Below are 22777 nucleotides of genomic sequence, written 5' to 3'. Positions count from 1 at the left end.
CAGGGTTCATCTTCCTTTCTCCTTCTGTGTTTTCTTGAAATCTAGCTGATGATTATCTTTCTGGCTGAAAAAGAGAGGGATAAAAAAACGCCCCCTTAAATAAGGAGGCGTTTTTATCAAAGTCAGGACGAATACCTGTTACAGATGCTCACCTGTACGCAGTGATGCAATGCGCTTATCCAATGGAGGGTGAGTCATGAACAATTCGCTCAGCGACTTCTTGCCATTGATACCGAAAGCCATCATAGAACCTTCAAGGCGGCTCTCATGGCTCACTTTCAGGCGCTCCAGCGCTGCAATCATTTTCTCTTTACCTACCAGCTTGGCAGCACCAGCATCCGCTTTGAACTCGCGATGGCGGCTGAACCACATGGTCAGGATGCTTGCCAGCAGGCCAAACACGATTTCCAGAATAGAAGATACGATGAAGTAAGTGATAAAACTGCCGCCACCTTCACCCTCTTCATCACTGTTGTTTACACCACTAATGGCGCCAGCAATAAGGCGGGAAATGAAGATAACGAAGGTGTTCACGACACCTTGCATCAGAGTCATAGTCACCATATCGCCATTTGCGATGTGGCTGACTTCGTGCGCCAGAACTGCTTCAGCTTCATCACGTGTCATGTTTTCCAGCAGACCGCTGGAAACCGCAACCAGAGAATCATCGCGCTTCGCGCCTGTCGCGAAAGCATTGATGTCGTCCGAGTAGTAAACAGCAACCGTTGGCATACCAATGCCTGCTTGCTGTGCCTGACGACTCACTGTGCTCATCAGCCAGTGCTCAGTTTCGTTACGTGGGTGTTCGATAACTTGGCCGCGCACTGAACGTAGTGCCATAGATTTCGACATCATCAGCGAAATCAGTGAGCCACCAAAACCGAACAATGCTGCCATCACCAATAGTCCAGACAAGCTGCCTGGTTGAAGACCGGTAACGGCATATACGATGTTTAGTACGATGCTGAAGACAAACAGTACAGCAAGGTTTGTCATCAGAAATAATGCGATGCGTTTCATTGCGTCAATATTCTCCGAATCATGAAAGCGTATTACTCAAGCTACCTCAAGTCGCTGATCACAGTGACCTCAGCTAGCTTGGGTATACAGTTCGAATAGTAGGGTCGAAATGTGGAAAAACAAGCCTGTGTAACAATTTAAAACACAAATCACAGAAATTTGTTGTTTTTGTTCTCTTGGTCAGAGGGTTAAAAGAAAAACCATTCACTCGTACAGGACCTTGAAGCCAAAGCATTCATCTAAGTCATGTGCTTTGGAATGGGTCAGCTCTGTACACTCTGCTTTGGATTGACATCTCCATCACTCGTTATTTGCGAGGGAGCACAGTTTAAAACGCAAGTTCTTGCAAACATACGCCGTATGCTATTTTTTAAGCGTGCGTAAAACAGGTAACAGATAGAGGATGTTCGACTAGGGTATTAGACTTTTGTCGAGTTGTATTTGTCGCCAGAGAGGAATAACGTACGCATAAGGATGAAATGCTAAAAGGCATACATTGTGGCCCAGCAGGGACGCGATTCTAAGGAGAGAGAATCATGGCTGACAAAGAAAACTATCGTATGGCGATCGATATCCTTTGCTGTCACTTGGGAATGAGCTTTGACGAAGCTTGTGCCGAGTTGGGGCTTGCCGACGATGAGAATCAAAAGCTCAAAGAAGTGTCCGATGTTCAGCAATCACTGATGGGCTTGCTGCCGGAAGATAGCAAATAAGCACAAAACCAAGTTCCAAAAAAAGCCAGCTTTAAGCTGGCTTTTCTTTTGGTTACAACCCCAGTGGTGCGATGTCGATGTAACCACTCAAGTCACGCGACTTGATAGATGGCATGTAAGGAATCTCACCCAGCTTAGGCACTTTCAAGTGATGTTCCAGCGTCTTAACGATATCGCCGTAGTGCTCTGTTCCCGGGTTAACGCGGTTCGCGACCCAGCCAACGATTTCCATGCCATCTCGGCGAATCGCTTCAGCGGTAAGATAAGCGTGATTTAAACAACCCAGCTTAATACCAACAACAAGAATCACGGGTAGTTTCTCACCCACAACCCAGTCTGCCAGCGTAGTGTCATAAGTAACAGGCACTCGCCAGCCGCCAGCACCTTCTACCAATGTGAATTCCGATCTCGCTTGAAGATTCTTCAATCCATCCGTTAGAAGACTAAAGTCGACCGTTTCATTTTCCAATTCAGCAGCAATATGCGGTGAACAAGCCGCATGCAACAGACAAGGATTCACATCCGCGTAGCTAACTTCTACTGTCGTACATTCGCGCAGGCGAATGGCGTCTGAGTTCATTGGGCCTTGTTCTGTTTCCTTACTGCCTGCGGCGACTGGTTTGTATCCAGCCACGCTGTAACCAGCCTTGGAGACAGCCTGCATAACCGCCATTGAAGCGACAGTTTTTCCTACTTCAGTATCCGTACCTGTGACGAAAAAGCTTTTATTCATTTGTTATAGCTCCAAAGCAAACCTGATACGTAGCGGGAACGGTACCATCTGCACACCGGAAAACGCCGTAAGCGTTTTCCAATTCGTTGAAGGTACGTTTGCCAACTAGACCCGCACTTCTTCCCTCTTGAAGATGCGTTGCGCCGATCCCTTTTAGGTCTCTCATTAGCGCCAACGCCGAGGGGTAATACTCCGTAATCGGCTTACATTCTATGTGGTAGTGGTTGCAGTGAGCTTGAGCGAGCGCAATGTTTACCTGCTTGTGTGATAAAAAGGTATTAACGTGAGACTGCCCGTTCACTTGACGCCATGATTGCTTCAGCTCTTCCAGCGAACCTTCTAACAAGGTCGTAAAGAGGATTTTGCCTCCTGGCTTCACGACTCTTTTTAACTCATTCAAAGGGACAGAAAGGTCATGACACCATTGCAATGCCAATGAACTGAAAGCGATATCAACACTGTTATCTGCCAATGGCAGCGCTTCGGCATCGGCGGAGACATAGTCCACGCAGTCTCCGCAACGTGACCTCGCCTGCTCAAGCATCTTGTCGGAAAGATCGAGCGCAATCATGTTTGCGCCCTGCTCCAGTATTTGTTTGGTGAAATAGCCAGTGCCGCAGCCCAAATCAAGGACAGTCTTACCTTGCCAATCCGTGTTCATGTCCATCAACAGATGGCCAACACGTCGCTGAAATGAAGCGCTGTTGTCATACGTTTTTGCCGCACGGCCGAAGGCGTCCTTGATGGCTTTCTTTTCGTCATTCAGCATGGTGAATGCGCCTTGCTGAAAATCGATAGCCTGACTCATGATGCCTCCTGCAAAATCTGGCGCAGTGTCGCTACTAACTCTTTCACTTGCGATTCGCTTTGGTTGACTGACAACGTGATTCGAAGACGGGAAGAGTTTGCTGGCACTGTCGGTGGACGAATCGCCCCCGTCCAAAACCCGGATGCTTTAAGGGATGTTGCTGCAATTTGCATACGTTCTACATCGCCTAGTACAACGGGTTTGATTGGCGTTATCGTAGGAATGACTTCTGAGGCGTCAGCTAACGAAGAATGAAAAAGCTCAGAGAGCGATGCGAGTTTCTCACGCCGCCAGGATTGTGTGCTGATGATCTCGACCGCCTTTGTTAAAGCATGCGCCTGAGCAGGCGGCATCGCGGTTGAATACACGTAGTGACGGGCAAACTGTGTCAAATAATCATGGACACTCTCGCTGCAAAGTACAGCCGCGCCCATCATCCCGAAGGCTTTACCAAAGGTCACGATCAGTATGTCAGGTTTAATACCGGCATGATCGCAACTACCCCGACCATCTTCGCCAAGAATCCCACAGCCATGGGCATCGTCCACCATCAGCCATGAACCGTGAGCTTCACATTGTGCTTTCACATCAGCCAGTGGTGACAGGTCACCATCCATACTGAATACGCCTTCTGTGACTGTCAGCATTGGACTTCCCGCTTTCTGGAGAAGCACGCCAAGTTTAGTCACATCGTTATGGGGAAAGCGTTTCATAGTGGCTTCAGACAGCATGCCCGCTTCCATTAAAGAGGCATGATTAAGCTTGTCTTGAAGCAGCAAATCTCCCTTTTCTAGTAAAGAGAAAATCACCGCCTGATTGGCAGAGAAACCACTGTTAAACAATATCGCCCGATCAAAGCCCAACCAATCGCAAAGCTGGTCTTCCAAGAACTGGTGAGCTTTAGAGAAGCCGGTTACCAACGGAGAAGCTGTGCTTCCTGCGCCGTAAAGGGAAAGCCCTTCTTGCCAGGCTTTGATGAGGGATGCGTCCTGAGCGAGGCCAAGGTAATCGTTGCCCGAGAAGTTGGCGAACTGGCGATTATCGCTGTCCGTAATCAGTCCGTCTTGGTGGCTGAATGCAGCCACCTGACGGTGAAGGCGTTGTTGCCGCCGCGCTTCGAGCCTCTGCTCGATACGGCTTTGCAGCTGGCATTGTTCACGCATTGTCGAAGCGCGCTCCTAAACGTTCGCTTCGTAGAAGAGATCGTCTTTGCCCGGACGAGAAGCTACGCGTTCTGCTACTTGAGTCAACAGCGTTTCTTCCTGAACCTGATCCGGTTTTTGGACAGCCTGCTCGCTGTTAATGCCCAGCTTCTTGAAGAGCATCATATCTGAGTCTTCATCTGGGTTTGGCGTGGTCAGCAGCTTGCAACCGTAGAAAATCGAGTTCGCGCCCGCCATAAAACACATGGCCTGCATCTGCTCGTTCATGTTTTCACGGCCTGCAGACAGGCGAACAGCAGACTTCGGCATCATAATACGCGCAACGGCGACAATACGAACGAAGTCAAAAGGCTCAACATCGTCGACACTTTCCATTGGCGTGCCTTTGACCTTAACAAGCATGTTAATTGGCACACTTTCTGGGTGATGTGGAAGGTTCGCCAGCTCGACAAGCAGACCAGCGCGGTCTTGTTTGCTCTCGCCAAGGCCGATGATGCCGCCGGAACACACCTTCATGCCCGCTCCGCGAACATGAGATAACGTGTCCAGACGATCCTGGAATGTACGGGTAGTAATTATGTTGCCGTAGTGCTCGCGTGAGGTATCCAGGTTGTGGTTGTAGTAATCCAAACCCGCTCCCGCAAGTTCGTTCGCTTGGTCCGGACTCAGCATGCCAAGTGTCATACAGGTTTCAAGGCCCATACCCTTCACACCTTTGATCATGTCTTTCAGATACGGCATGTCACGCTCTTTAGGGTTTTTCCACGCTGCACCCATGCAGAAACGCGTCGCACCTGAGTTCTTCGCTTTTTGCGCTGCATCCAGAACACGCTCTACCTCCAACAGACGTTCTTTCTCTACGTCGGTGCGGTAATGTGCGCTCTGGGGGCAGTACTTACAGTCTTCAGGACACGCACCAGTCTTAATGGAAAGCAGTGTGCTGACTTGCACTTGGTTAGCGGGTTGGTACTGTCGGTGAATCTGTTGCGCTTCAAACATCAGATCCATAAAAGGTTTTTCAAAAAGGGCCTGTACTTCCTCGACAGTCCAGTTATGGCGAACGTCCACCTGTCTTTCCTCAAATTGATTAAACGATAACTTGTCCAGTCTAAGGTCGCCCTTTACAATGTCAACAGCAAACACTCTCTATGGTTTACATCTGGATATTTTTTGAGCATGGATATCGCATTCGACCGCAATCACATTTGGCACCCTTATACATCCACCATTAACCCGTTGACGTGTTATCCCGTTAGCCGGGCGGAAGGTGTTCACATTTATCTGGAAGATGGCACCGAGCTTATTGACGGTATGTCGTCTTGGTGGGCAGCGATTCACGGCTACAATCATCCTGCCTTGAATGAAGCTGTTACTTCTCAGCTCGCCAACATGTCTCACGTGATGTTTGGCGGCATCACTCACGAGCCAGCGATCGAATTGTGTAAAAAGCTGGTAGCCTTGACACCGCCTTCGCTAGAGAAAGTATTTCTGTGTGATTCAGGCTCTATTTCTGTGGAAGTCGCACTCAAAATGGCGCTGCAGTATTGGCATTCAAAAGGGGAAAGCCGAGCGAAGTTTTTGACACTTCGCCACGGGTATCACGGCGACAGTTTTGCAGCGATGTCAGTGACAGACCCAGATAACTCAATGCACAAGCTCTATAAAGGCTTTTTACCGGAACATATTTTCGCGGCCTCACCGCAATGCGGTTTCCACGATGAGTGGGACGAAAATGACATTGCCGATTTCAAAGACAAGTTAAAAAGCAATGCAAAGCAAATAGCAGCAGTGATCCTCGAACCTATCGTTCAAGGTGCGGGTGGAATGCGGATTTATCACCCAATCTTTCTAAAGCGCGTCAGAGAACTGTGTGACGAGTTCGGTATTCTTTTAATCTGTGATGAAATCGCTACTGGCTTTGGCCGTACAGGCAAGCTTTTCGCCTGCGAACACGCCGATATCGAACCTGACATTCTCTGTTTGGGTAAAGCTTTAACGGGCGGCTATATGACCATGGCAGCCACCATCACCTCTAAGCATGTAGCAGACACAGTGTGTAGCGGGGAAGCAGGTTGCTTTATGCATGGCCCAACCTTTATGGGAAACCCTCTCGCTAGTGCTGTAGCCAACGCCAGCCTTCAATTACTCCAAGACACGCCCTGGCAGGAAAAAGTGCTCGGTATTGAAGCAAAGCTGGCTGAATTACTTCCAACATTGCTTGAAATGCCGCACGTAAAGGATGTGCGTTGGCTCGGTGCGATTGGTGTGGTGGAAACGCACTCACCCGTCGATGTCGATACCATTCAAAAACACTTCATAAAGAAAGGTGTATGGATTCGTCCGTTTGGCCGATTAGTTTATATCATGCCGCCATACGACATGAGCAGCGAGCAACTTAAGCAACTGGTTGATGCCATTCAAAGCGGACTTGCCGACTATTTCGAGAGTAAAGAGTAAGCGAAGGTGATCTCACACACTGATCTCTCCGTAATTTTGTATGTGATTTTATGGAGGTTTCAATGCACTTAGGTCTTTTTCCGTTACCCCTCTTTTTACTGCCTGGCGGTGTTACCAAGCTAAGGATTTTTGAACCACGCTATGTGCGCTTGGTGAAGGAATCAATGGCGAGCGACAGCGGTTTTGTGCTGGCAATGAAGGACGGAGACGCAATTTGTCGCTTCGGCACACATGTAAAGATCGTCGATTTTGAAACCTTATCAGACGGTTTACTTGGCATCACCATCCGAGGTATCTCCCGTGTCGCTCTGGACAATATCGGCCAGGAAGAAGACGGACTTTGGGTCGGCGATGCCGAAGCGCTTGAGAATTGGGATGAAATTGAAGGCGCTGGCATTCTAGGCGAAGCGTTGGAAAGCGTTTTCGAAGCCCATCCTGAACATGCTTCGCAATACCACGAAGAAAAGCACTTCGATGATATGCTTTGGGTATGCCAACGCTGGTTAGAAATTCTTCCGCTCGCCAACAACCAAAGGCAATGGTTCTTGTCCCAAAAGGATTTAGAAGAAGCCAAACAATTCATTTCTTTACTGCTCACCGAAGAAAAAATTTGATGTACAAGTGATCCAAATTTGAATTTCATTCGTTTCGACTGGTAAGACATTTACAGGACACAATCATCATGGAACTGGTCGAAAGCACTTATAATTCAAGCAACCAGAAACGATCAAACAGTCGGTCATCTATGTCTACACCCACCCCTGAACATTTGGCGGAGTTACTTACGCTCGTTGCGAATAAAAGAGACGATAAGGCTTTCTCAAGCCTCTTCAGTCATTTTGCTCCGAAAATCCGTTCTTACGGCCTTCGCCACTTGAGAGCCGATGGTCAAGCGATGGAGTTGGTTCAGGAAACCATGATTCTGGTATGGCGAAAAGCCCACCTGTATGACGGGACTAAAGGCGGCGCATCGACTTGGGTGTTCACAATCATGCGTAACGTCAGCTTTGACATGCTGAGAAAAGTGAAGAGCAACAGAGAAGATTGTTTGAGTGGCGACATTTGGCCGCTTATTGATGGTGAAGTTGGCGATCAGGAAGACGAAGCCTTGCAAGATCAAATTCAGACGCAATTGCTTTCTTACATTGATTTGTTACCTGACTTACAACAGCAGGTCGTCAGAGGTGTCTATCTGAAACAGCTGACTCATCAAGAGCTCGCAGACCAACTCAATGTACCCCTGGGGACCATCAAATCTAGGTTGAGATTGGGCCTTCAAAAACTGCGTACTCATCTGGAGGTAAATAATGATTAAGTACCATCCGTCTGAAGCACTGCTTGAGGCACATGCAGCGGGTGAATTGCCGGCATCAATGTCCATTGCCGTCGCTGCCCACTGTGAACTGTGTTCATGCTGCGCAGATAAGCTTGCGCACTACGAAGCGAAAGCGGCTGAATCAGCCTTCAGTGATGAAAGCGTTAAGCACACCGAGGCCAACGCAGAGCATGATGCGCTGTTTGCTGAAATTATGGCATCCATCATCAGCGGAGAGAGCGTGCCAATGACAAAAGTATCTGCTTCCCCTTCTACAGAGATTGAGGTGGCAGGTGAACGATACAATCTGCCGACTGCACTGCGCCGATATCATCATTTAGGGTGGAGCTCAATTGGTGCAATCAGCCGAGCAAGGCTGCCTCTCAATGAAGGCGATACCAGAGCAAGCCTGCTTCATATTGGCATGAATGGCAGTGTTCCAAGTCATACTCACAAGGGCATGGAAGTGACGCTATTACTGAGTGGTCATTTCGAAGACGAACACGACAAGTACGTGCCAGGTGATTTCATTGTGTTGGACGGCTCAAACCATCACACCCCGCAAACACACGATGGTTGCCTATGCTACACAGTCGCTGACGCTCCACTCCACTTCACAAAAGGCGTTAGTCAGTTGCTTAACACTATTGGACGCGTTATTTATTAGTCCGATACGCACCAAGCTCAGTATGATGTTTACCACCAAAGCGCCCTCAAGGGCGCTTTTTTATTAAGCCAATTAACAACTAAACAACAGTTATTTATCCAACACATTACATCACCATATCCACATATAACGTTATATAATCACGCATATGCGATCTGATTGTATATTTTGTGTCATTTATCCCTTTACAGGATGCCAGCCGTCCTGATTTAATCCAACCGCTAACCTCGTGTTAACAGTTTTACCTCAAGCGTGATGACGTTTGAGGCTTTGTCGGTTATGGGGCCCCAAGACCCTTACACAGTGAAGTGAGAATATAATGAAGCAAACACAATCTCCTCTCGCTCGCATTGCCAATACCAGTCTGGTTGTCCAGATTCTGGTTGGTATTATTGCGGGTGTCGCGCTGGCAAGTTTTTCGCCAGAAAGTGCAAAATCCGTCGGTTTCCTCGGTGGGCTTTTCGTCAGTGCGTTAAAAGCCGTTGCTCCGATTCTGGTCTTTATCCTGGTCGCAGCATCTATCGCTAATCAGCGCAAAGGCCAACACACACATCTTCGTCCTATCGTTATCCTTTACCTTGTTGGTACTTTTGCCGCCGCGCTGACCGCGGTGACGATGAGCTTCCTGTTCCCAACGGAACTGACGCTGACAACCTCTGAAACCGCAGTTGCACCGCCAGAAGGTATTGGCCAGGTGATCACTACCCTGCTGTTCAGCATTGTGGATAACCCAATCCACGCTCTGATGAACGGTAACTTTATCGGCATTCTGGCTTGGGCAATCGGCCTGGGCATTGCTCTTCACCACGCCAATGACACCACCAAAACGGTGTTTGGTGACGTTGCAGAAAGCGTCTCTTTCATCGTTCGCAACATCATTAAACTGGCACCGCTGGGCATCTTTGGTCTGGTGGCAAAAACCTTCGCAGAAACTGGCTTTGAAGCACTGATGAGCTATGCGCACTTGCTGGCTGTGCTGTTGGGTAGCATGGCAATTATCGCGCTGGTCGTTAACCCTATTATTGTGTACTTCAAAACCCGCTCAAACCCTTACCCATTGGTGTTCCAGTGCCTGCGTGAAAGCGGTATGACCGCCTTCTTTACGCGAAGCTCCGCTGCGAACATCCCAGTGAACATGCAGCTATGTAACCGTTTGAAGTTGGATAAAGACACTTACTCCGTTTCAATCCCTCTGGGTGCGACCATCAACATGGGCGGTGCGGCGATTACAATCACCGTTCTGACACTGGCTGCCGTTAATACACTGGGTATTCAGGTAGATTTGGCCACCGCACTTCTTCTCAGCATCGTTGCCGCGGTTTCTGCATGTGGCGCATCTGGCGTAGCGGGTGGCTCACTGCTGCTGATTCCTCTGGCTTGTAACCTGTTCGGTATCCCGAACGATGTGGCAATGCAGGTTGTTGCGGTAGGCTTCATCATTGGTGTGGTTCAGGATTCAGCTGAAACCGCACTGAACAGCTCAACAGACGTGGTGTTCACTGCCGCAGCATGTCGTGAAGTTGAACGCAAAGCGGTACTGGAGAAGCTGGTGAAATAGCCTCCAATTCCCTCTCTTTGAGAAAGGCGCTTCGGCGCCTTTTTTGTTGGTTCTCAACTTCGTTTCGGTCAAAGCTTCATCAAGCGTCTATCTTGGTTTACAGAAAGGTTTAGACGTCTAGATAGATAGCTTTCCTTTCCCGAAAATTATCCCTATAATCCCGCCTCATTTTTTGGGAGCCACTTATACCCAAATAATCTGAAGATGCTCGCATTCAGAGGTCATCAATGCGTTCAATTCGAGGCAAATTTCGCGAGGAATAGTCGTTCTATTTCCGTGGAATTTAACGATGAAGTGGGCGCATTGAGGGCCTCCCTTCGGGCGAGTTGACTGACGCCGTGCTCTTTGTTGTTCCTTTTTGATGGAGGTGACTACACCTGCAAAGGAACGCCGCGATCACAACGCCAGTCAAACTCGCTGAATCATGCATCTTCAGGTTATTTGGGTATAAAAATATTTGCATCACGAAGCGTCCTGGCTCGCCTTCGATCAGCCGGGCGTGAAAGGTTATCTATGAATCTCTCTGCAAAAACAGTCGTTATTATTGCCATTGGTGCCGCTCTTTACGGCATCGGTGGCTTGCCCATGTTTGGTATTCCGGTTTTTGCCAACACCACTTTGAAACCCGCCATGGCGATTTTGGCACTTTTCGCTGTGCTGTTTGGCCCAGCCGTTGGCTTTTTCGTTGGTTTCATCGGCCACTGGGTGACTGATCTTTTCGCAGGATGGGGCGTATGGCTGACCTGGGTATTAGGCTCAGGCATTGTGGGCATGATCATCGGGTTATTCCCACTGTTAACCAAAAAACGCCTCAAGTACGGCCATTTCAAACTGCCAGATGTCTTCTTGTTTGCGCTTCTAGCATTGCTCGGCAATGTGATTGGCTACGGCTGCTCAGCCTTCCTTGATACTATTTTGTATGCAGAACCTTTCACCAAGGTATTTATCCAGCTTTGCATCATTGCCGCAGGTAACGCTTTGCTCGTGTCGGTGGTCGGCTACTTCATCCTGCAATCTGTCGCCAAGCGCAACAGCCAGTGTCGTAATCTGACTGAGGCCTGACCATCTCCATGACCATAGAATTTAAAAACTTCAGCTTCCGATACGATGCATTGGTGAACCCAACGCTCAAGGGCATCAACCTTCGCATTGAGAAAGGTGAAAAAGTCCTGATCATCGGGCCAAGTGGCAGCGGTAAATCGACGCTGGGTCAGTGCATCAACGGTTTGATTCCTCATTCCGTAGAAGGCGATGTTTCTGGTGAGCTTTTCATCGGCGGCCAAAACGCCAGTTCGATGTCACTGGTTCAGTACACAGAACAAGTCGGCACCGTTTTGCAGGATACCGACAGCCAGTTTGTTGGCCTAACCGTAGGTGAAGACATCGCATTCGCTCTGGAAAACCAACAGGTTCCGGTTGCTGACATGTACCCTGTTGTGAAAGCCACTGCCAAGATGGTTGAGCTGGAAGCCCTGCTCAACCACGCGCCTCATGATTTGTCAGGCGGCCAGAAGCAACGCGTTTCTCTGGCTGGCGTGCTGGTCGACGATGTCGATGAGCTGTTGTTCGATGAGCCCCTTGCCGCACTTGATCCGAAGACGGGCAAACACACCATTGAAATCATTGATCAGCTGCACCGTGATACCGGCAAAACCATCATCATCATTGAGCATCGTCTGGAAGATGTGCTGACCAAGCATGTTGACCGCGTCATTCTGATGGATAACGGCACCATCGTGGCAGACACCACACCAAATGCGCTGATGATGTCCGGTCTGCTGGAAACACACGGAATTCGCCAACCACTGTATTTCTCTGCGCTCAAACATGCGGGTTGTGAGCTGGCGGAATCAGATTCTCCTGCCTATCTGTCTGCACTACCCGTCGAGAAGTTCAAAGAGTCGCTCCAACATTGGGCAACAGTGAACAACTCTTCTGTTCGCACAGAAAATCAGCAACCTTTGCTAACTGTGGAAGGACTCACCTACTCCTATGACGGTGAGAAAAATGCGCTTGAAGACGTTTCCTTTACTGTTAACCGCGGCGAATTGGTATCCATTCTCGGTAAAAACGGTTCGGGTAAGTCCACCATAACCAAACTGATCATGGGCGTGTTGGAACCAGATGCAGGTAGCATCAGCTTCGACGGTCAGGATTTCAATCAGTTGTCGATTTTTGAGCGAAGCAAGAAAGTCGGTGTGGTGATGCAAAATCCTAATCACATGATCTCCCACCATATGATCATGGATGAAGTGGCATTCGGCCTCAAAAACCAAGGTTTGGATGACAAAGAGGTCGAACGACGCTGTCTTGAAGTGCTTGAATTCTGTGGTCTGAGTAAATATCGCCATTGGCCAGTCGATGCACTGAGCTATGGTCAGAAAAAACGTGTCACCATCGCTTCAATTCTGGTGATGGAACCGGAACTGCTGATTCTGGACGAGCCAACTGCTGGTCAGGATTATCGAAATTACACCGCGATGCTTTCTTTCATCAAACGATTGAATAAAGAACGTGGTGTGACCGTGATGATTATTTCTCATGACCTTCATCTGGTGCTTGAAAACACCACCCGTTCTATCGTGATTGCTGACAGTAAATTGATCGCTGATGCGCCGATGACTGACGTCTTCAGCCAGCCAACACTTTTAGATGCAGCTAACCTGACCACCACCAGCCTATACGAACTGGCAGAGCGGGCAGGTATCACTGACATCAACGGTTTTATGCAGCAGTTTATTGAGACAGAGAACAACGCCAAATGAAAGCATCGAAAATGAAGTTTGGTATCAACTACATTGATACCCAATCCCCGCTTCATGCGCTAAATGGCATCACCAAATTTGCCCTGTTTATGGCTTGGGTCACTGTGGTTCTCACGACCTTCGACCTGCGTATTATTGTTGCAATGGTGCTGCTCGGCCTAGCCTTGCTGAAGATGACGGGCGTGGCTTTTCAGGTTTATAAACCACTTCTGCTGGGTACATTGAGCGTACTCGGCATGAATGCCGTGTTTATGTTTCTGGTTGCGCCCCAACAAGGTTCAGAATGGACAAACACGGCCACTGAGATCATTGCGTTACCGGGTAACTATTCGCTTACTCAGGAAACCCTGTTTTACCTACTCACGGTCACGTTGAAATACTTCAGCATGTTCCCTATCGCACTGGTGTTTGTGTTTACCACTCACCCAACGGAGTTTGCCTCTAGCCTGAATCGCATTGGTGTACCCTACAAGATTGCTTATGCGGTCAGCCTCACGCTTCGTTATCTGCCAGAAGTGAAGAATGATTTCGTCAATATCATGCATGCACAGCAAGCTCGTGGTGTGGATTTCTCAAAGAACGCACCGCTGATGACACGTTTTCGTGGTGTGGCAAAGATTCTGATCCCACTGATTTTTTCCAGCCTGGATCGTGCAGACGAAATCTCTAATGCCATGACACTTCGAGGCTTCGGACGTAATAAATCACGTACTTGGTATAACGAGCGCCCGCTGGCTCTGAAAGACTGGAGCATGCTGGCACTTATCGCTATCTGTGTTGCGCTGGCGCTGACGAAACGCTCGCTCGACAATGGTGTTGTCTGGTACCCGCTATAATACCAATCGTAGTAAATATCTGCTCATCCTAGCTTGTTAAAATACTCGATCACTGCGTTGAAAAATTTGATTGTAGAATAACTACTTATCGAAATTTTTTGCCTTACTCTCGAGCATTTTTCCTGCGCTATTTCTGATCACCTACTTACTGTGATTGGTATAAACAACAAAAGGAGCCAATGGCTCCTTTCTTCATTTTCACTCTTAGAGGCTGTCGACCTTTACCCTTCCAGCACCTTCATCAGCAAATAGCCGTCATACATGGCGCGTTTCACCAGTGCAGCACCTGGCATGGTTGCCTGAGTATAGAAATGGCTTTCTTCCAGCACCAAGTTCTCAAAGTAATGTGGAAGCGTTTGGTTTTGAATACGTTCCATAATGGCTGGGTACAACACAGATTTCGCCTGGTTGAATTCACCGCCAATCAAAATTCGCTCTGGGTTAAACAAGTTCACCACGATGGCAATTGCCTGACCTAGATTGTGTCCGAGCTCAGTGATCACTTTTACCGCAACACCGTCACCCGCTACTGCCGCAGCACAGAGAGAATCAATCGTCAGCGGTTTGTCCTGCAACACGCTTTCATGACCTTGATCCAGTAGTACCTGCGCATCTTCGAGCACTGCTTGTAAACTGGCCACCGTTTCCAGACAACCACTGTTTCCGCAATAGCAGCGTTTGCCGAAAGGCTTAATCTGAATATGGCCTAGTTCGCCAATGTTACCCACTTGGCCTTCAAGCACTTTGCCGTCAATCATGATGCCAGCGCCGACACCGTGGTGGATCGAAATCAGTACTGAGTTTTCAACATCACGCGCATTCCCGAACAGCTTTTCCGCCAATGCCCATGAACGGGTGTCATTACCGATAAAAACAGGCAAGCCTGTCGCACGGTGAATGGCAGGACCCAAAGGCATGTTGTGCACATCATAGTGCGGCATTTGAATCACAATACCTTGCGTACTGTTCACCAAACCGGGCAGGGACACGGCAATGGCAGTGACACGGTCAACCACCTCAGAGTGGGTGGAGAAAAACTGGTTGATATGCTGCTGAATCAGTTCGAGCAGTAAGTCTTGTTCAAGCACCAGAATGTCGTGGCGTTCTTCCACCAAAATGTCACCACCCAACTCGTGGAGTGCCAGCGTCAGGTAGCCACGTCCAAGACGGATAGAAAGGAATTGCCAGCCTTCATTGTTCAACACCAGTCCGATAGCAGGACGTCCACGGCTGACTGGCTCACCGTACTCAGTCTCTTTGACCAAGTGGGCTTCAATCAGCTCACGGGTGATTTTGGTGATACTGGCAGGCGCTAACTGGCTGCGCTTAGAGAGTTCAATTCGGGAGATTGGCCCTAGCTGATCGATCAACTTATATACTGCTCCAGCGTTGTTACGCTTGATGTGATCTATATGTCCTGGCTGGGCGAGGATCATCCCATACTCCCTGTAAAATTCTTGAATAGTGAATTTTTTTACTTTGCGAAGTAATTGTGAAGCGTCATGAGATAATGTCGTGAAGCTCGTCACGAGCTAAATAATTTACCGCATAGATAAAAAGTTCAGATTCCTAAAATCAATAAGTTAGCGCCATTTCAAACGGTAAGAGATGTATCTGCTTATTTCTGGTCAAGACAGTTGCCCCCGAAACTGACATAATCTGCCCCCTTCTTTGAACCAGTGACTGTTTTAGCGGTATGTACAACGTCAACGAAATATTCGAAACCATTCAGGGCGAAGGCACCTTCACCGGCGTACCTTCTGTCTTTGTTCGTCTTCAAGGCTGTCCAGTAGGCTGCCCTTGGTGTGATACGCGCCAGACATGGGATACTCTGCCAGCCGATGAACGTGATTTTGGAACCATTATCGCGAAAAATGGCGATAGTCCATTGTGGACGAAAGTCACTGCCGAAGAAATTCTGACTCATCTGCAAAGCAGTTATCACGCCAAACATGTCGTGATTACTGGAGGCGAGCCATGTATGTTTGATCTGCTCCCTTTAACTTCACTTTTAGAATCAAATGGTTATCGTTGTCAAATCGAAACCAGCGGCACCTACGCAGTAAAAGCCACCTCCAATACCTGGGTCACTGTTTCCCCTAAGATCAACATGCGAGGAAAACTGCCAGTTTTGGGAGAAGCCTTAGCGCGTGCCAACGAGATAAAGCACCCAGTGGGTACAGAAAGTGATATTGAAAAGCTCGAAGAACTACTGAAAGACATTGATTTATCAGATAAAGAAGTTGCACTTCAACCGATCAGCCAAAAAGAACGCGCAACTAAGCTATGCATTGAAACCTGCATCAAGAAAAACTGGCGTCTTTCGATTCAAACACACAAGTATCTGGAAATTGCCTGATATTACTCTCTGAAAAAGGCAGGCAGACTGTTTATTTTTCAAGGCACGAAAAAAGGGCCAATTTGGCCCTTTTTTTATTCAGCTGTTAAAGCAAATTGCTTACTCGCCAGTGTAAATACAGCCCGCTGTACAGGTTTCTTTAATCATAACCTTACTAAGGATTGGCAGTTCTGGTTTTAGCTGATCCCAAATCCACTTCGCCAGCACTTCACTGGTTGGGTTTTCCAGACCTTCAATATCATTCAGGTAGTAATGGTCCAGACGATCATAGATAGGTTTGAATGCTTGCTTGATCTCAGAAAAATCAATCACCCAGCCAGTATGCGGATCCACTTCTCCGGCCACATAAATTCGAACCAGGAAAGAGTGGCCATGCAGACGACCGCACTTATGTCCTTCTGGGACATTCGGCAGTCGGTGTGCCGCTTCAAACATGAATTCTTTAAACAGTTCGGTATGCATTTTTAGCGTTCCTGTGATCGAGTGTTTTTACATTGCGCGGCGATGCTACTCAATAATTGCGTTGAGCTCAAACTGATTCGGCTGCAATAACAATTTCCAAGCGTGCGAGACGACCCATAAATTTTTGTGTTGCAACAATCACACATTAACATCATGGTTAATACTTATTCACATTGTTGAAGCTAAACTATTGATAATAATAACTACATGGAAGTCATCGTTAACAATGCGCCTACCAATAGCGGTAAAAATACTCTTCGTCTTGCTCGGTATATTTTCTGTCGTATTAGCTGTTTCCCTGATCTACCAAACTAATCACCAGAAAACATTTGTTACTGATATTGTCGGAGAGCAAACCTTAGATAAAGCCAGCAATTATTTCGATAGCCTGAACATGATGATGCTGACCGGCACCATCCATCAAAAGGAAGCGCTGAGAAATAAAGTACTGGAACAGAATGGTATTGAAGATGCCCGCGTTATCCGTGCCGATGGCATTACAAGCATCTTCGGCCCCGGAAATCCTAATCAAGCAATTCTCGATAACATAGACCACCGTGCGGTAGCGGGAGAAACCATTGTAGAGCGTGTTACCCGCGATTATGGTCCCGGTATTGTGGTCGCTCTGCCAATGAAAGCCAGCGCAAACTATCGCGGCACCAATTGTATGCAGTGCCACATTGTTCCAGAGGACACTGTTCTTGGCGTCGTGAGGCTGGAATATAACCTGTCCGAACTCTATGAAAGTATCAACGGGGATATGTGGGTCACAGCTGGCATCATGGGAGCCATTACCCTCGGCGGTTTTGCGCTTACTTTCGGCTTCGTTCGCGTCAGTTTGGTTTCGCCTTTGAAGCGAATTTCCCATTTCATGCATCGTTGCAGCGAAGAAAAAAACCTCAGCCAACGTTTGGCCATGCATCGGGACGATGAAATCGGCCAATTGGCAGCCAGTTGCGATACCCTTCTCGACAGCTTTTCTAGCAGCCTGAACCGCGTGAAAGGTACAGCCACGACATTGCTTGAGGAAGCCACAGTGCTGACTAATGTCTCCAGTGAAACCAATCATCTGGTTGAGAATCAACGCCGGGAAACGCAGGAGATGTCTTCGTCTATTGATGAAGTTCAACATCATCAGCATATCGTGGAAGAGAAAACCACCGAGGCAGCAGAACTGAGCCAAAACCTGGCAGAGAGCGCACAACAAGGTCGCAACGTCGCGAATGTTGCAGCGGAGCAGATCCAGCAGTTGGTTCAGGAAGTCGATCAGGTTCGTCATCAAATCCTTGCTGTGAACCAGCAAAGCAAGGAAGTGAACAGCATTCTGGAAGTCATTCGCGGAATTGCAGAACAAACCAACCTTCTTGCCCTTAACGCTGCGATCGAAGCAGCCCGAGCTGGCGAGCAAGGTCGCGGGTTTGCTGTTGTCGCTGACGAAGTAAGAAGTCTTGCCAGTCGCACCCATGATGCGACAGGCGATATTCAGAGCATCATCGAGCAACTGACAGCCGATGCCGAGCGTTCAGCTTCAGCCATCGAGACCACGTGCGAAAACACGGCTCAGCGCTCTGATACCGTCATGCAACTGTCTAACTCATTGGCTCAGATCGCCGAGGAAATCCTGATTGTGAATGCGAACGCCAAAGAGATCAGTCAGGATACGGTGCATCAGGCTGAAATGGCGGATAACCTTCGAGAGCAGGTGGTGACCATTCAGTCCCATGCGGAAGACACGTCAACCAACGCTAACCAGACACAGGCCATCAGCGCGAAGCTGAAAAACCTCGCCGATCAACTCGAGCAACTGATAGATCAGTTCAAATTGGCTTAAGTTGGGTACTAATACATCACTTTTAGGAGGCTGCCCGCCTCCTTTTTCTTTCTACTTATCGAAATTTGCTGGTTTTTTCTTCGATCTCATCGCACCATGAAGCCTCGTTATTACTGCATCTTGAGGTAGCTCAGGTATGCGGGTAAACTTGCCAGTCCTAGTGCGAATTATCCTAGTCCGACGACTCTGAATCGTCGGATATTCTTCAACGGAGTTAGATGCAAATTATGAACTATGTGCCTGTAGCAGACGTCCTGCACGGCAAAGCGGCAGTAGACACAGAAGTCACTGTTCGCGGTTGGATCCGCACACGTCGTGATTCAAAAGCCGGTATTTCTTTCCTTGCCATTTATGACGGCTCTTGTTTTGACCCTATCCAGGCGGTTGTTCCTAATGAGCTGAATAATTACCAGGAAGAAGTATTGCGTCTTACCACAGGCTGCTCTGTAGAAGTTACCGGTAAAGTGGTAGAAAGCCCGGGACAAGGTCAGGCATACGAACTGCAAGCAACTAACGTGAAAGTGGTTGGTTGGGTTGAAGATGCTGACACGTACCCAATGGCGAAAACCCGCCACTCGATTGAGTACCTGCGTGAAGTAGCTCACCTGCGCCCACGCACCAACGTCATTGGCGCGGTAGCACGTGTACGTAACTGTCTGGCACAAGCGATTCACCGCTTCTACCACGAGCAAGGTTACTTCTGGGTATCTGCTCCACTAATCACTGCGTCTGACGCTGAAGGTGCTGGTGAAATGTTCCGCGTTTCTACACTGGACATGGAAAACCTGCCTCGCACTGACAAAGGCGACGTTGATTACAACGAAGATTTCTTCGGTAAAGAAACCTTCCTGACGGTATCAGGTCAGTTGAACGCAGAAGCATACGCGTGCGCAATTAGCAAGGTTTACACCTTCGGCCCAACTTTCCGTGCTGAAAACTCAAACACCAGCCGCCACCTTGCGGAATTCTGGATGGTTGAGCCAGAAGTAGCGTTCGCAGAGTTGGACGATGTAGCAAAGCTGGCAGAAGACATGCTGAAGTTTGTGTTCAAAGCTGTGCTTGAAGAGCGCCGTGACGATATGGAATTCTTTGCTCAGCGTATCGACAAAGAAGCGATCACCCGACTTGAGAAGTTTGTTGATTCTGACTTCGCTCAAGTAGATTACACCGATGCTATCGACATCTTGATCAAATCTGGCAAGAAGTTCGAATTCCCTGTTGAGTGGGGTATCGATCTGGCTTCTGAGCACGAGCGCTTCCTGGCTGAAGAACACTTCAACGCGCCAGTTATCGTTAAAAACTACCCGAAAGACATCAAAGCTTTCTACATGCGTTTGAACGACGACGGCAAAACTGTAGCTGCGATGGACGTTCTGGCACCTGGCATCGGTGAAATCATCGGTGGTGCACAGCGTGAAGAACGTCTGGATGTACTAGACGAGCGTATGCGTGCGATGAACATCGACCCAGAGCACATGAACTGGTATCGCGACCTGCGCCGTTACGGCACTGTGCCACACGCGGGTTTCGGTCTGGGCTTCGAGCGTCTGGTTTCTTACGTGACAGGTATGGGCAACGTTCGTGACGTTATCCCATTCCCACGTACGCCACGTAGCGCAAACTTCTAATCCATTTTGGATGTTTAAAAAGGTCGCGAAAAGCGGCCTTTTTTGTCTGTAATTTTTCTTCATCAGGCACACGAGATTTTCGTCTTCTCTGGCACGTACGACTCCCCTTCTCATGCGTGTTTCAGGATTTTGTGCCACTCCTCCAAAACTTGTCTGTCCCACATCACGCCATTAAGAAAAGATAGAGAAATAGAGGCTTTATTGTCATCCGGCAGCCAAGTGATAGCTAATCGTAAAAAATCCTTAAATTTCCGTTTTATTACCATCAGCCAAATGTTATAAAAAAAGAAAGTTACTAACGCCATGGATGAACGAAGATGTTTGAAAAAATTGCTGCGGCTCCCGCCGACCCTATTCTAGGCCTAACCGAAGAATTCAAAGCCGATGCCCGTGCTGAGAAAATCAATTTGGGTGTAGGTATTTACAAGGATGAATCCGGAAACACCCCTGTTCTGGCAACCGTTAAAAAAGCAGAAGCTGTTCTGCTGGAAAACGAAACCACCAAATCTTATCTGGCGATTCCAGGTACCCCTGAATACGGTCTGGCAGTGCAAAAACTGCTGTTCGGCGCTGACGCTCCAGTAATTGCAGACAAACGTGCACAAACTGCACAAGCTCCGGGTGGTACCGGCGCTCTTCGTCTGGCGGCTGAATTCATTAAACGCCAACTTGGCGACGTGAAAGTTTGGGTGAGCAACCCAACTTGGGCAAACCACAATGGCGTATTCGCTGCAGCAGGTCTGGAAGTCGCGCAATACAGCTACTACAACGCAGAAACTAAAGACATGGACTTCGATGCCATGCTGGCAGATCTCCACACTGCAAGCGCTGGTGATGTTGTCCTTCTGCACGGTTGCTGCCACAACCCAACCGGTATCGACCCAGATGCAGGCCAATGGCAACAACTCGCAGCACTGGTAAAAGAAAAAGGTCTTCTGCCGCTGTTTGACTTTGCATACCAAGGTTTTGCGAAAGGCGTTGAAGAAGATGCTGCAGGTCTGCGTATTTTCACTGAAAGCTGTTCAGAGCTTCTGGTCGCAAGTTCATTCTCGAAAAACTTCGGTCTGTACAATGAGCGTGTTGGTGCATTCACACTGGTCGGTGAATCTGCCGAGCAAGCTGCAGCTGCATTTAGCCAAGTGAAGAGCATTGCGCGTGTTATCTACTCTAACCCACCAGCACACGGTGCTGCGGTTGTGACTGTTATCCTGAACGATGCGGCACTGCGCGCAGAGTGGGAGCAGGAAGTGGCAGATATGCGCGTTCGCATTCAGGCGATGCGCGAGCTGTTCGTAGCGACATTGAAAGAAGAAGGCGTTGACCGTGACTTCAGCTTTATCGAGCGTCAAAACGGCATGTTCTCTTTCTCTGGCCTGACCAAAGAACAAGTGAACCAACTGAAAGAAGAGTTCGGTGTTTACATTGTTGGTTCTGGCCGAATCAGCGTTGCTGGCATGACACGTTCAAACATGGGTCCACTGTGTAAAGCTATTGCCGCTGTTTTGAAGTAATTCAAAATTGCAGCCAAGAAAAAAGCGCCTTTCCGGCGCTTTTTTTGTATTCGTCATTCAGTGTTAGATGCCATGTAGGAATTCTGCGCGCGTCGCTGAGTTGGATTTGAAGATACCACCCAATGCAGTCGTCGTGGTTTCACTTGTGGCGTCCATTACACCGCGTGCTTTCACGCAATAGTGGGTTGCGTTCATATGAACTGCTACGTTATCTGTTTCCAGTAACGTTTGCAGGGCCACGAGGATTTGGCGCGTCAAGCGCTCCTGAACCTGTGGACGTTGAGAGAAGAACCTTACGATACGGTTAATCTTCGATAAACCAATGATCTTGTTCTTTGGCAGATAAGCAACTGTGCACTGCCCATCGATAGTCACCAAGTGGTGCTCGCAGGTGCTGGTCAGCGTAATATTCTTCACTCTTACCATTTCATCACAGCCCATTTTGTTATCGATAACTGTGATTTTTGGGAAGTTAGCGTAATCCAGGCCAGAAAAGACTTCATCGACATACATTTTCGCAATGCGCATTGGTGTTTCAGTCAGGCTATCATCTTCCAAATCAAGATCCATCGCCGTCAGGATTTCACGCATGTGGTATTCGATTTTCTCTTTCTTCTCTTGGGCGGTCATCGGCGACCCAGCCTGCATCGGCGTCTCAATGCCACGTGCTATCAGCGCCTCACGGACTCGTTTTGCAGAATCGCTCAATGCTGTCATAGTCATTCCTCGGATCGTTCCAATGTTATAGTTTTATTTATTACTCGCCTTTTGAGGACAAGGATCAATGTGCTGTCAGAATTTTGAAGCATAACGTTAATAGTAGGAAAATTACACCTCGAAATGCGTGTGGGCATTAGTTTCCGGCTACAAAGTTTGCGATAATACCTTCTTTCTTCTACGAGTTGAGCAGAATACCTCATCATTACAAAGATGCTTGGTTCGTTATTAACG

At 48.3% G+C, this 22777-nt stretch carries 21 protein-coding genes; 13 read left to right on the top strand and 8 right to left on the bottom strand.

Annotation, left to right across the window (positions count from 1 at the left end):
- Nucleotides 1–138: 138 nt before the first annotated feature.
- Entirely contained in the window at nucleotides 139–1020 is an 882-nt protein-coding gene (htpX, locus tag QL223_RS07815) for a protease HtpX (RefSeq protein ID WP_002535057.1), read from the bottom strand.
- 536 nt (nucleotides 1021–1556) lie between these two features.
- Between htpX and QL223_RS07810 the strand changes: the two genes are divergently transcribed.
- A complete protein-coding gene (locus QL223_RS07810) occupies nucleotides 1557–1733 on the top strand; it encodes a hypothetical protein (protein WP_002535055.1) in 177 nt (58 codons plus the stop codon).
- Between the two features lie 52 nt (nucleotides 1734–1785).
- Here the strand turns inward: QL223_RS07810 and bioD are convergent, their stop codons facing one another.
- From bioD to bioB, 4 genes are read right to left on the bottom strand one after another with little or no spacing between them, the layout of a single operon-like run.
- Nucleotides 1786–2466 carry a dethiobiotin synthase gene (gene bioD / locus QL223_RS07805; RefSeq protein WP_046305499.1) on the bottom strand — a complete coding sequence of 227 codons (681 nt, stop codon included), beginning with the start codon at nucleotides 2464–2466 and terminating at the stop codon, nucleotides 1786–1788.
- On the bottom strand, nucleotides 2459–3274 hold the full coding sequence (bioC, locus tag QL223_RS07800) for a malonyl-ACP O-methyltransferase BioC (RefSeq protein ID WP_281544379.1): 816 nt from the start codon (nucleotides 3272–3274) through the stop codon (nucleotides 2459–2461). Before bioC ends, bioD begins: the two co-directional genes overlap by 8 nt.
- The gene (gene bioF / locus QL223_RS07795; RefSeq protein WP_281544378.1) at nucleotides 3271–4437 is read right to left on the bottom strand and encodes an 8-amino-7-oxononanoate synthase; all 1167 of its coding nucleotides are present in this window, start codon (nucleotides 4435–4437) and stop codon (nucleotides 3271–3273) included. The genes bioC and bioF overlap by 4 nt, the downstream gene beginning before the upstream one ends.
- A 15-nt stretch (nucleotides 4438–4452) precedes the next feature.
- Nucleotides 4453–5505 carry a biotin synthase BioB gene (gene bioB, locus QL223_RS07790; RefSeq protein ID WP_281544377.1) on the bottom strand — a complete coding sequence of 351 codons (1053 nt, stop codon included), beginning with the start codon at nucleotides 5503–5505 and terminating at the stop codon, nucleotides 4453–4455.
- A 108-nt stretch (nucleotides 5506–5613) separates the two neighbouring features.
- Between bioB and bioA the strand changes: the two genes are divergently transcribed.
- From bioA to QL223_RS07750, 8 genes are all read left to right on the top strand, one after another.
- Nucleotides 5614–6894: an adenosylmethionine--8-amino-7-oxononanoate transaminase gene (gene bioA / locus QL223_RS07785; RefSeq protein WP_281544376.1), complete on the top strand. Its 1281-nt coding sequence runs from the start codon at nucleotides 5614–5616 to the stop codon at nucleotides 6892–6894.
- A 62-nt stretch (nucleotides 6895–6956) separates the two neighbouring features.
- Nucleotides 6957–7508 (top strand): LON peptidase substrate-binding domain-containing protein, encoded by a 552-nt coding sequence (locus QL223_RS07780; RefSeq protein ID WP_281544375.1) that lies wholly within the window; start codon nucleotides 6957–6959, stop codon nucleotides 7506–7508.
- Between the two features lie 68 nt (nucleotides 7509–7576).
- Nucleotides 7577–8209, top strand: a complete 633-nt coding sequence (locus tag QL223_RS07775) for a sigma-70 family RNA polymerase sigma factor (protein ID WP_281544374.1) — start codon at nucleotides 7577–7579, stop codon at nucleotides 8207–8209.
- Entirely contained in the window at nucleotides 8202–8876 is a 675-nt protein-coding gene (locus QL223_RS07770) for a ChrR family anti-sigma-E factor (protein WP_281544373.1), read from the top strand. The genes QL223_RS07775 and QL223_RS07770 overlap by 8 nt, the downstream gene beginning before the upstream one ends.
- Nucleotides 8877–9195: 319 nt before the next feature.
- On the top strand, nucleotides 9196–10434 hold the full coding sequence (gene sstT, locus QL223_RS07765; protein WP_002535042.1) for a serine/threonine transporter SstT: 1239 nt from the start codon (nucleotides 9196–9198) through the stop codon (nucleotides 10432–10434).
- A 513-nt stretch (nucleotides 10435–10947) separates the two neighbouring features.
- On the top strand, nucleotides 10948–11496 hold the full coding sequence (locus QL223_RS07760; RefSeq protein WP_281544372.1) for an ECF-type riboflavin transporter substrate-binding protein: 549 nt from the start codon (nucleotides 10948–10950) through the stop codon (nucleotides 11494–11496).
- A gap of 8 nt (nucleotides 11497–11504) precedes the next feature.
- Nucleotides 11505–13199: an ABC transporter ATP-binding protein gene (locus QL223_RS07755; RefSeq protein WP_281544371.1), complete on the top strand. Its 1695-nt coding sequence runs from the start codon at nucleotides 11505–11507 to the stop codon at nucleotides 13197–13199.
- Nucleotides 13196–14035 carry an energy-coupling factor transporter transmembrane component T gene (locus QL223_RS07750; protein ID WP_002535039.1) on the top strand — a complete coding sequence of 280 codons (840 nt, stop codon included), beginning with the start codon at nucleotides 13196–13198 and terminating at the stop codon, nucleotides 14033–14035. Before QL223_RS07755 ends, QL223_RS07750 begins: the two co-directional genes overlap by 4 nt.
- Before the next feature lie 221 nt (nucleotides 14036–14256).
- On the opposite strand, the gene QL223_RS07745 is transcribed toward QL223_RS07750, so the two are convergent.
- The gene (locus QL223_RS07745) at nucleotides 14257–15471 is read right to left on the bottom strand and encodes an ROK family transcriptional regulator (protein WP_002535038.1); all 1215 of its coding nucleotides are present in this window, start codon (nucleotides 15469–15471) and stop codon (nucleotides 14257–14259) included.
- Between the two features lie 260 nt (nucleotides 15472–15731).
- Here QL223_RS07745 and queE point away from each other — a divergent pair, with 260 nt between their 5' ends.
- Complete coding sequence (queE, locus tag QL223_RS07740; protein WP_281544370.1) at nucleotides 15732–16394, top strand: 7-carboxy-7-deazaguanine synthase QueE; 663 nt, start codon at nucleotides 15732–15734, stop codon at nucleotides 16392–16394.
- Nucleotides 16395–16493: 99 nt separating this feature from the next.
- Here the strand turns inward: queE and queD are convergent, their stop codons facing one another.
- Nucleotides 16494–16856 carry a 6-carboxytetrahydropterin synthase QueD gene (gene queD / locus QL223_RS07735; RefSeq protein WP_002535034.1) on the bottom strand — a complete coding sequence of 121 codons (363 nt, stop codon included), beginning with the start codon at nucleotides 16854–16856 and terminating at the stop codon, nucleotides 16494–16496.
- Between the two features lie 226 nt (nucleotides 16857–17082).
- On the opposite strand from queD, the gene QL223_RS07730 reads away from it, so the two are divergent.
- From QL223_RS07730 to QL223_RS07720, 3 genes are all read left to right on the top strand, one after another.
- Entirely contained in the window at nucleotides 17083–18687 is a 1605-nt protein-coding gene (locus QL223_RS07730; protein WP_281544369.1) for a methyl-accepting chemotaxis protein, read from the top strand.
- Between the two features lie 227 nt (nucleotides 18688–18914).
- Nucleotides 18915–20315 (top strand): asparagine--tRNA ligase, encoded by a 1401-nt coding sequence (gene asnS / locus QL223_RS07725; protein ID WP_039849382.1) that lies wholly within the window; start codon nucleotides 18915–18917, stop codon nucleotides 20313–20315.
- 317 nt (nucleotides 20316–20632) lie between these two features.
- Nucleotides 20633–21826, top strand: a complete 1194-nt coding sequence (locus QL223_RS07720) for an amino acid aminotransferase (RefSeq protein WP_002535027.1) — start codon at nucleotides 20633–20635, stop codon at nucleotides 21824–21826.
- Between the two features lie 63 nt (nucleotides 21827–21889).
- Here QL223_RS07720 and folE read toward each other — a convergent pair whose 3' ends face one another.
- Nucleotides 21890–22543, bottom strand: a complete 654-nt coding sequence (folE, locus tag QL223_RS07715; protein ID WP_002535026.1) for a GTP cyclohydrolase I FolE — start codon at nucleotides 22541–22543, stop codon at nucleotides 21890–21892.
- Between the last annotated feature and the right edge of the window lie 234 nt (nucleotides 22544–22777).

The organism is Grimontia sp. SpTr1, from assembly GCF_947387585.1.
Taxonomy (GTDB): Bacteria; Pseudomonadota; Gammaproteobacteria; order Enterobacterales; family Vibrionaceae; genus Enterovibrio; species Enterovibrio indicus.
The sequence above is the reverse complement of the archived record's forward strand: the minus strand, read 5'-3'. Positions and strand labels throughout refer to the sequence as shown.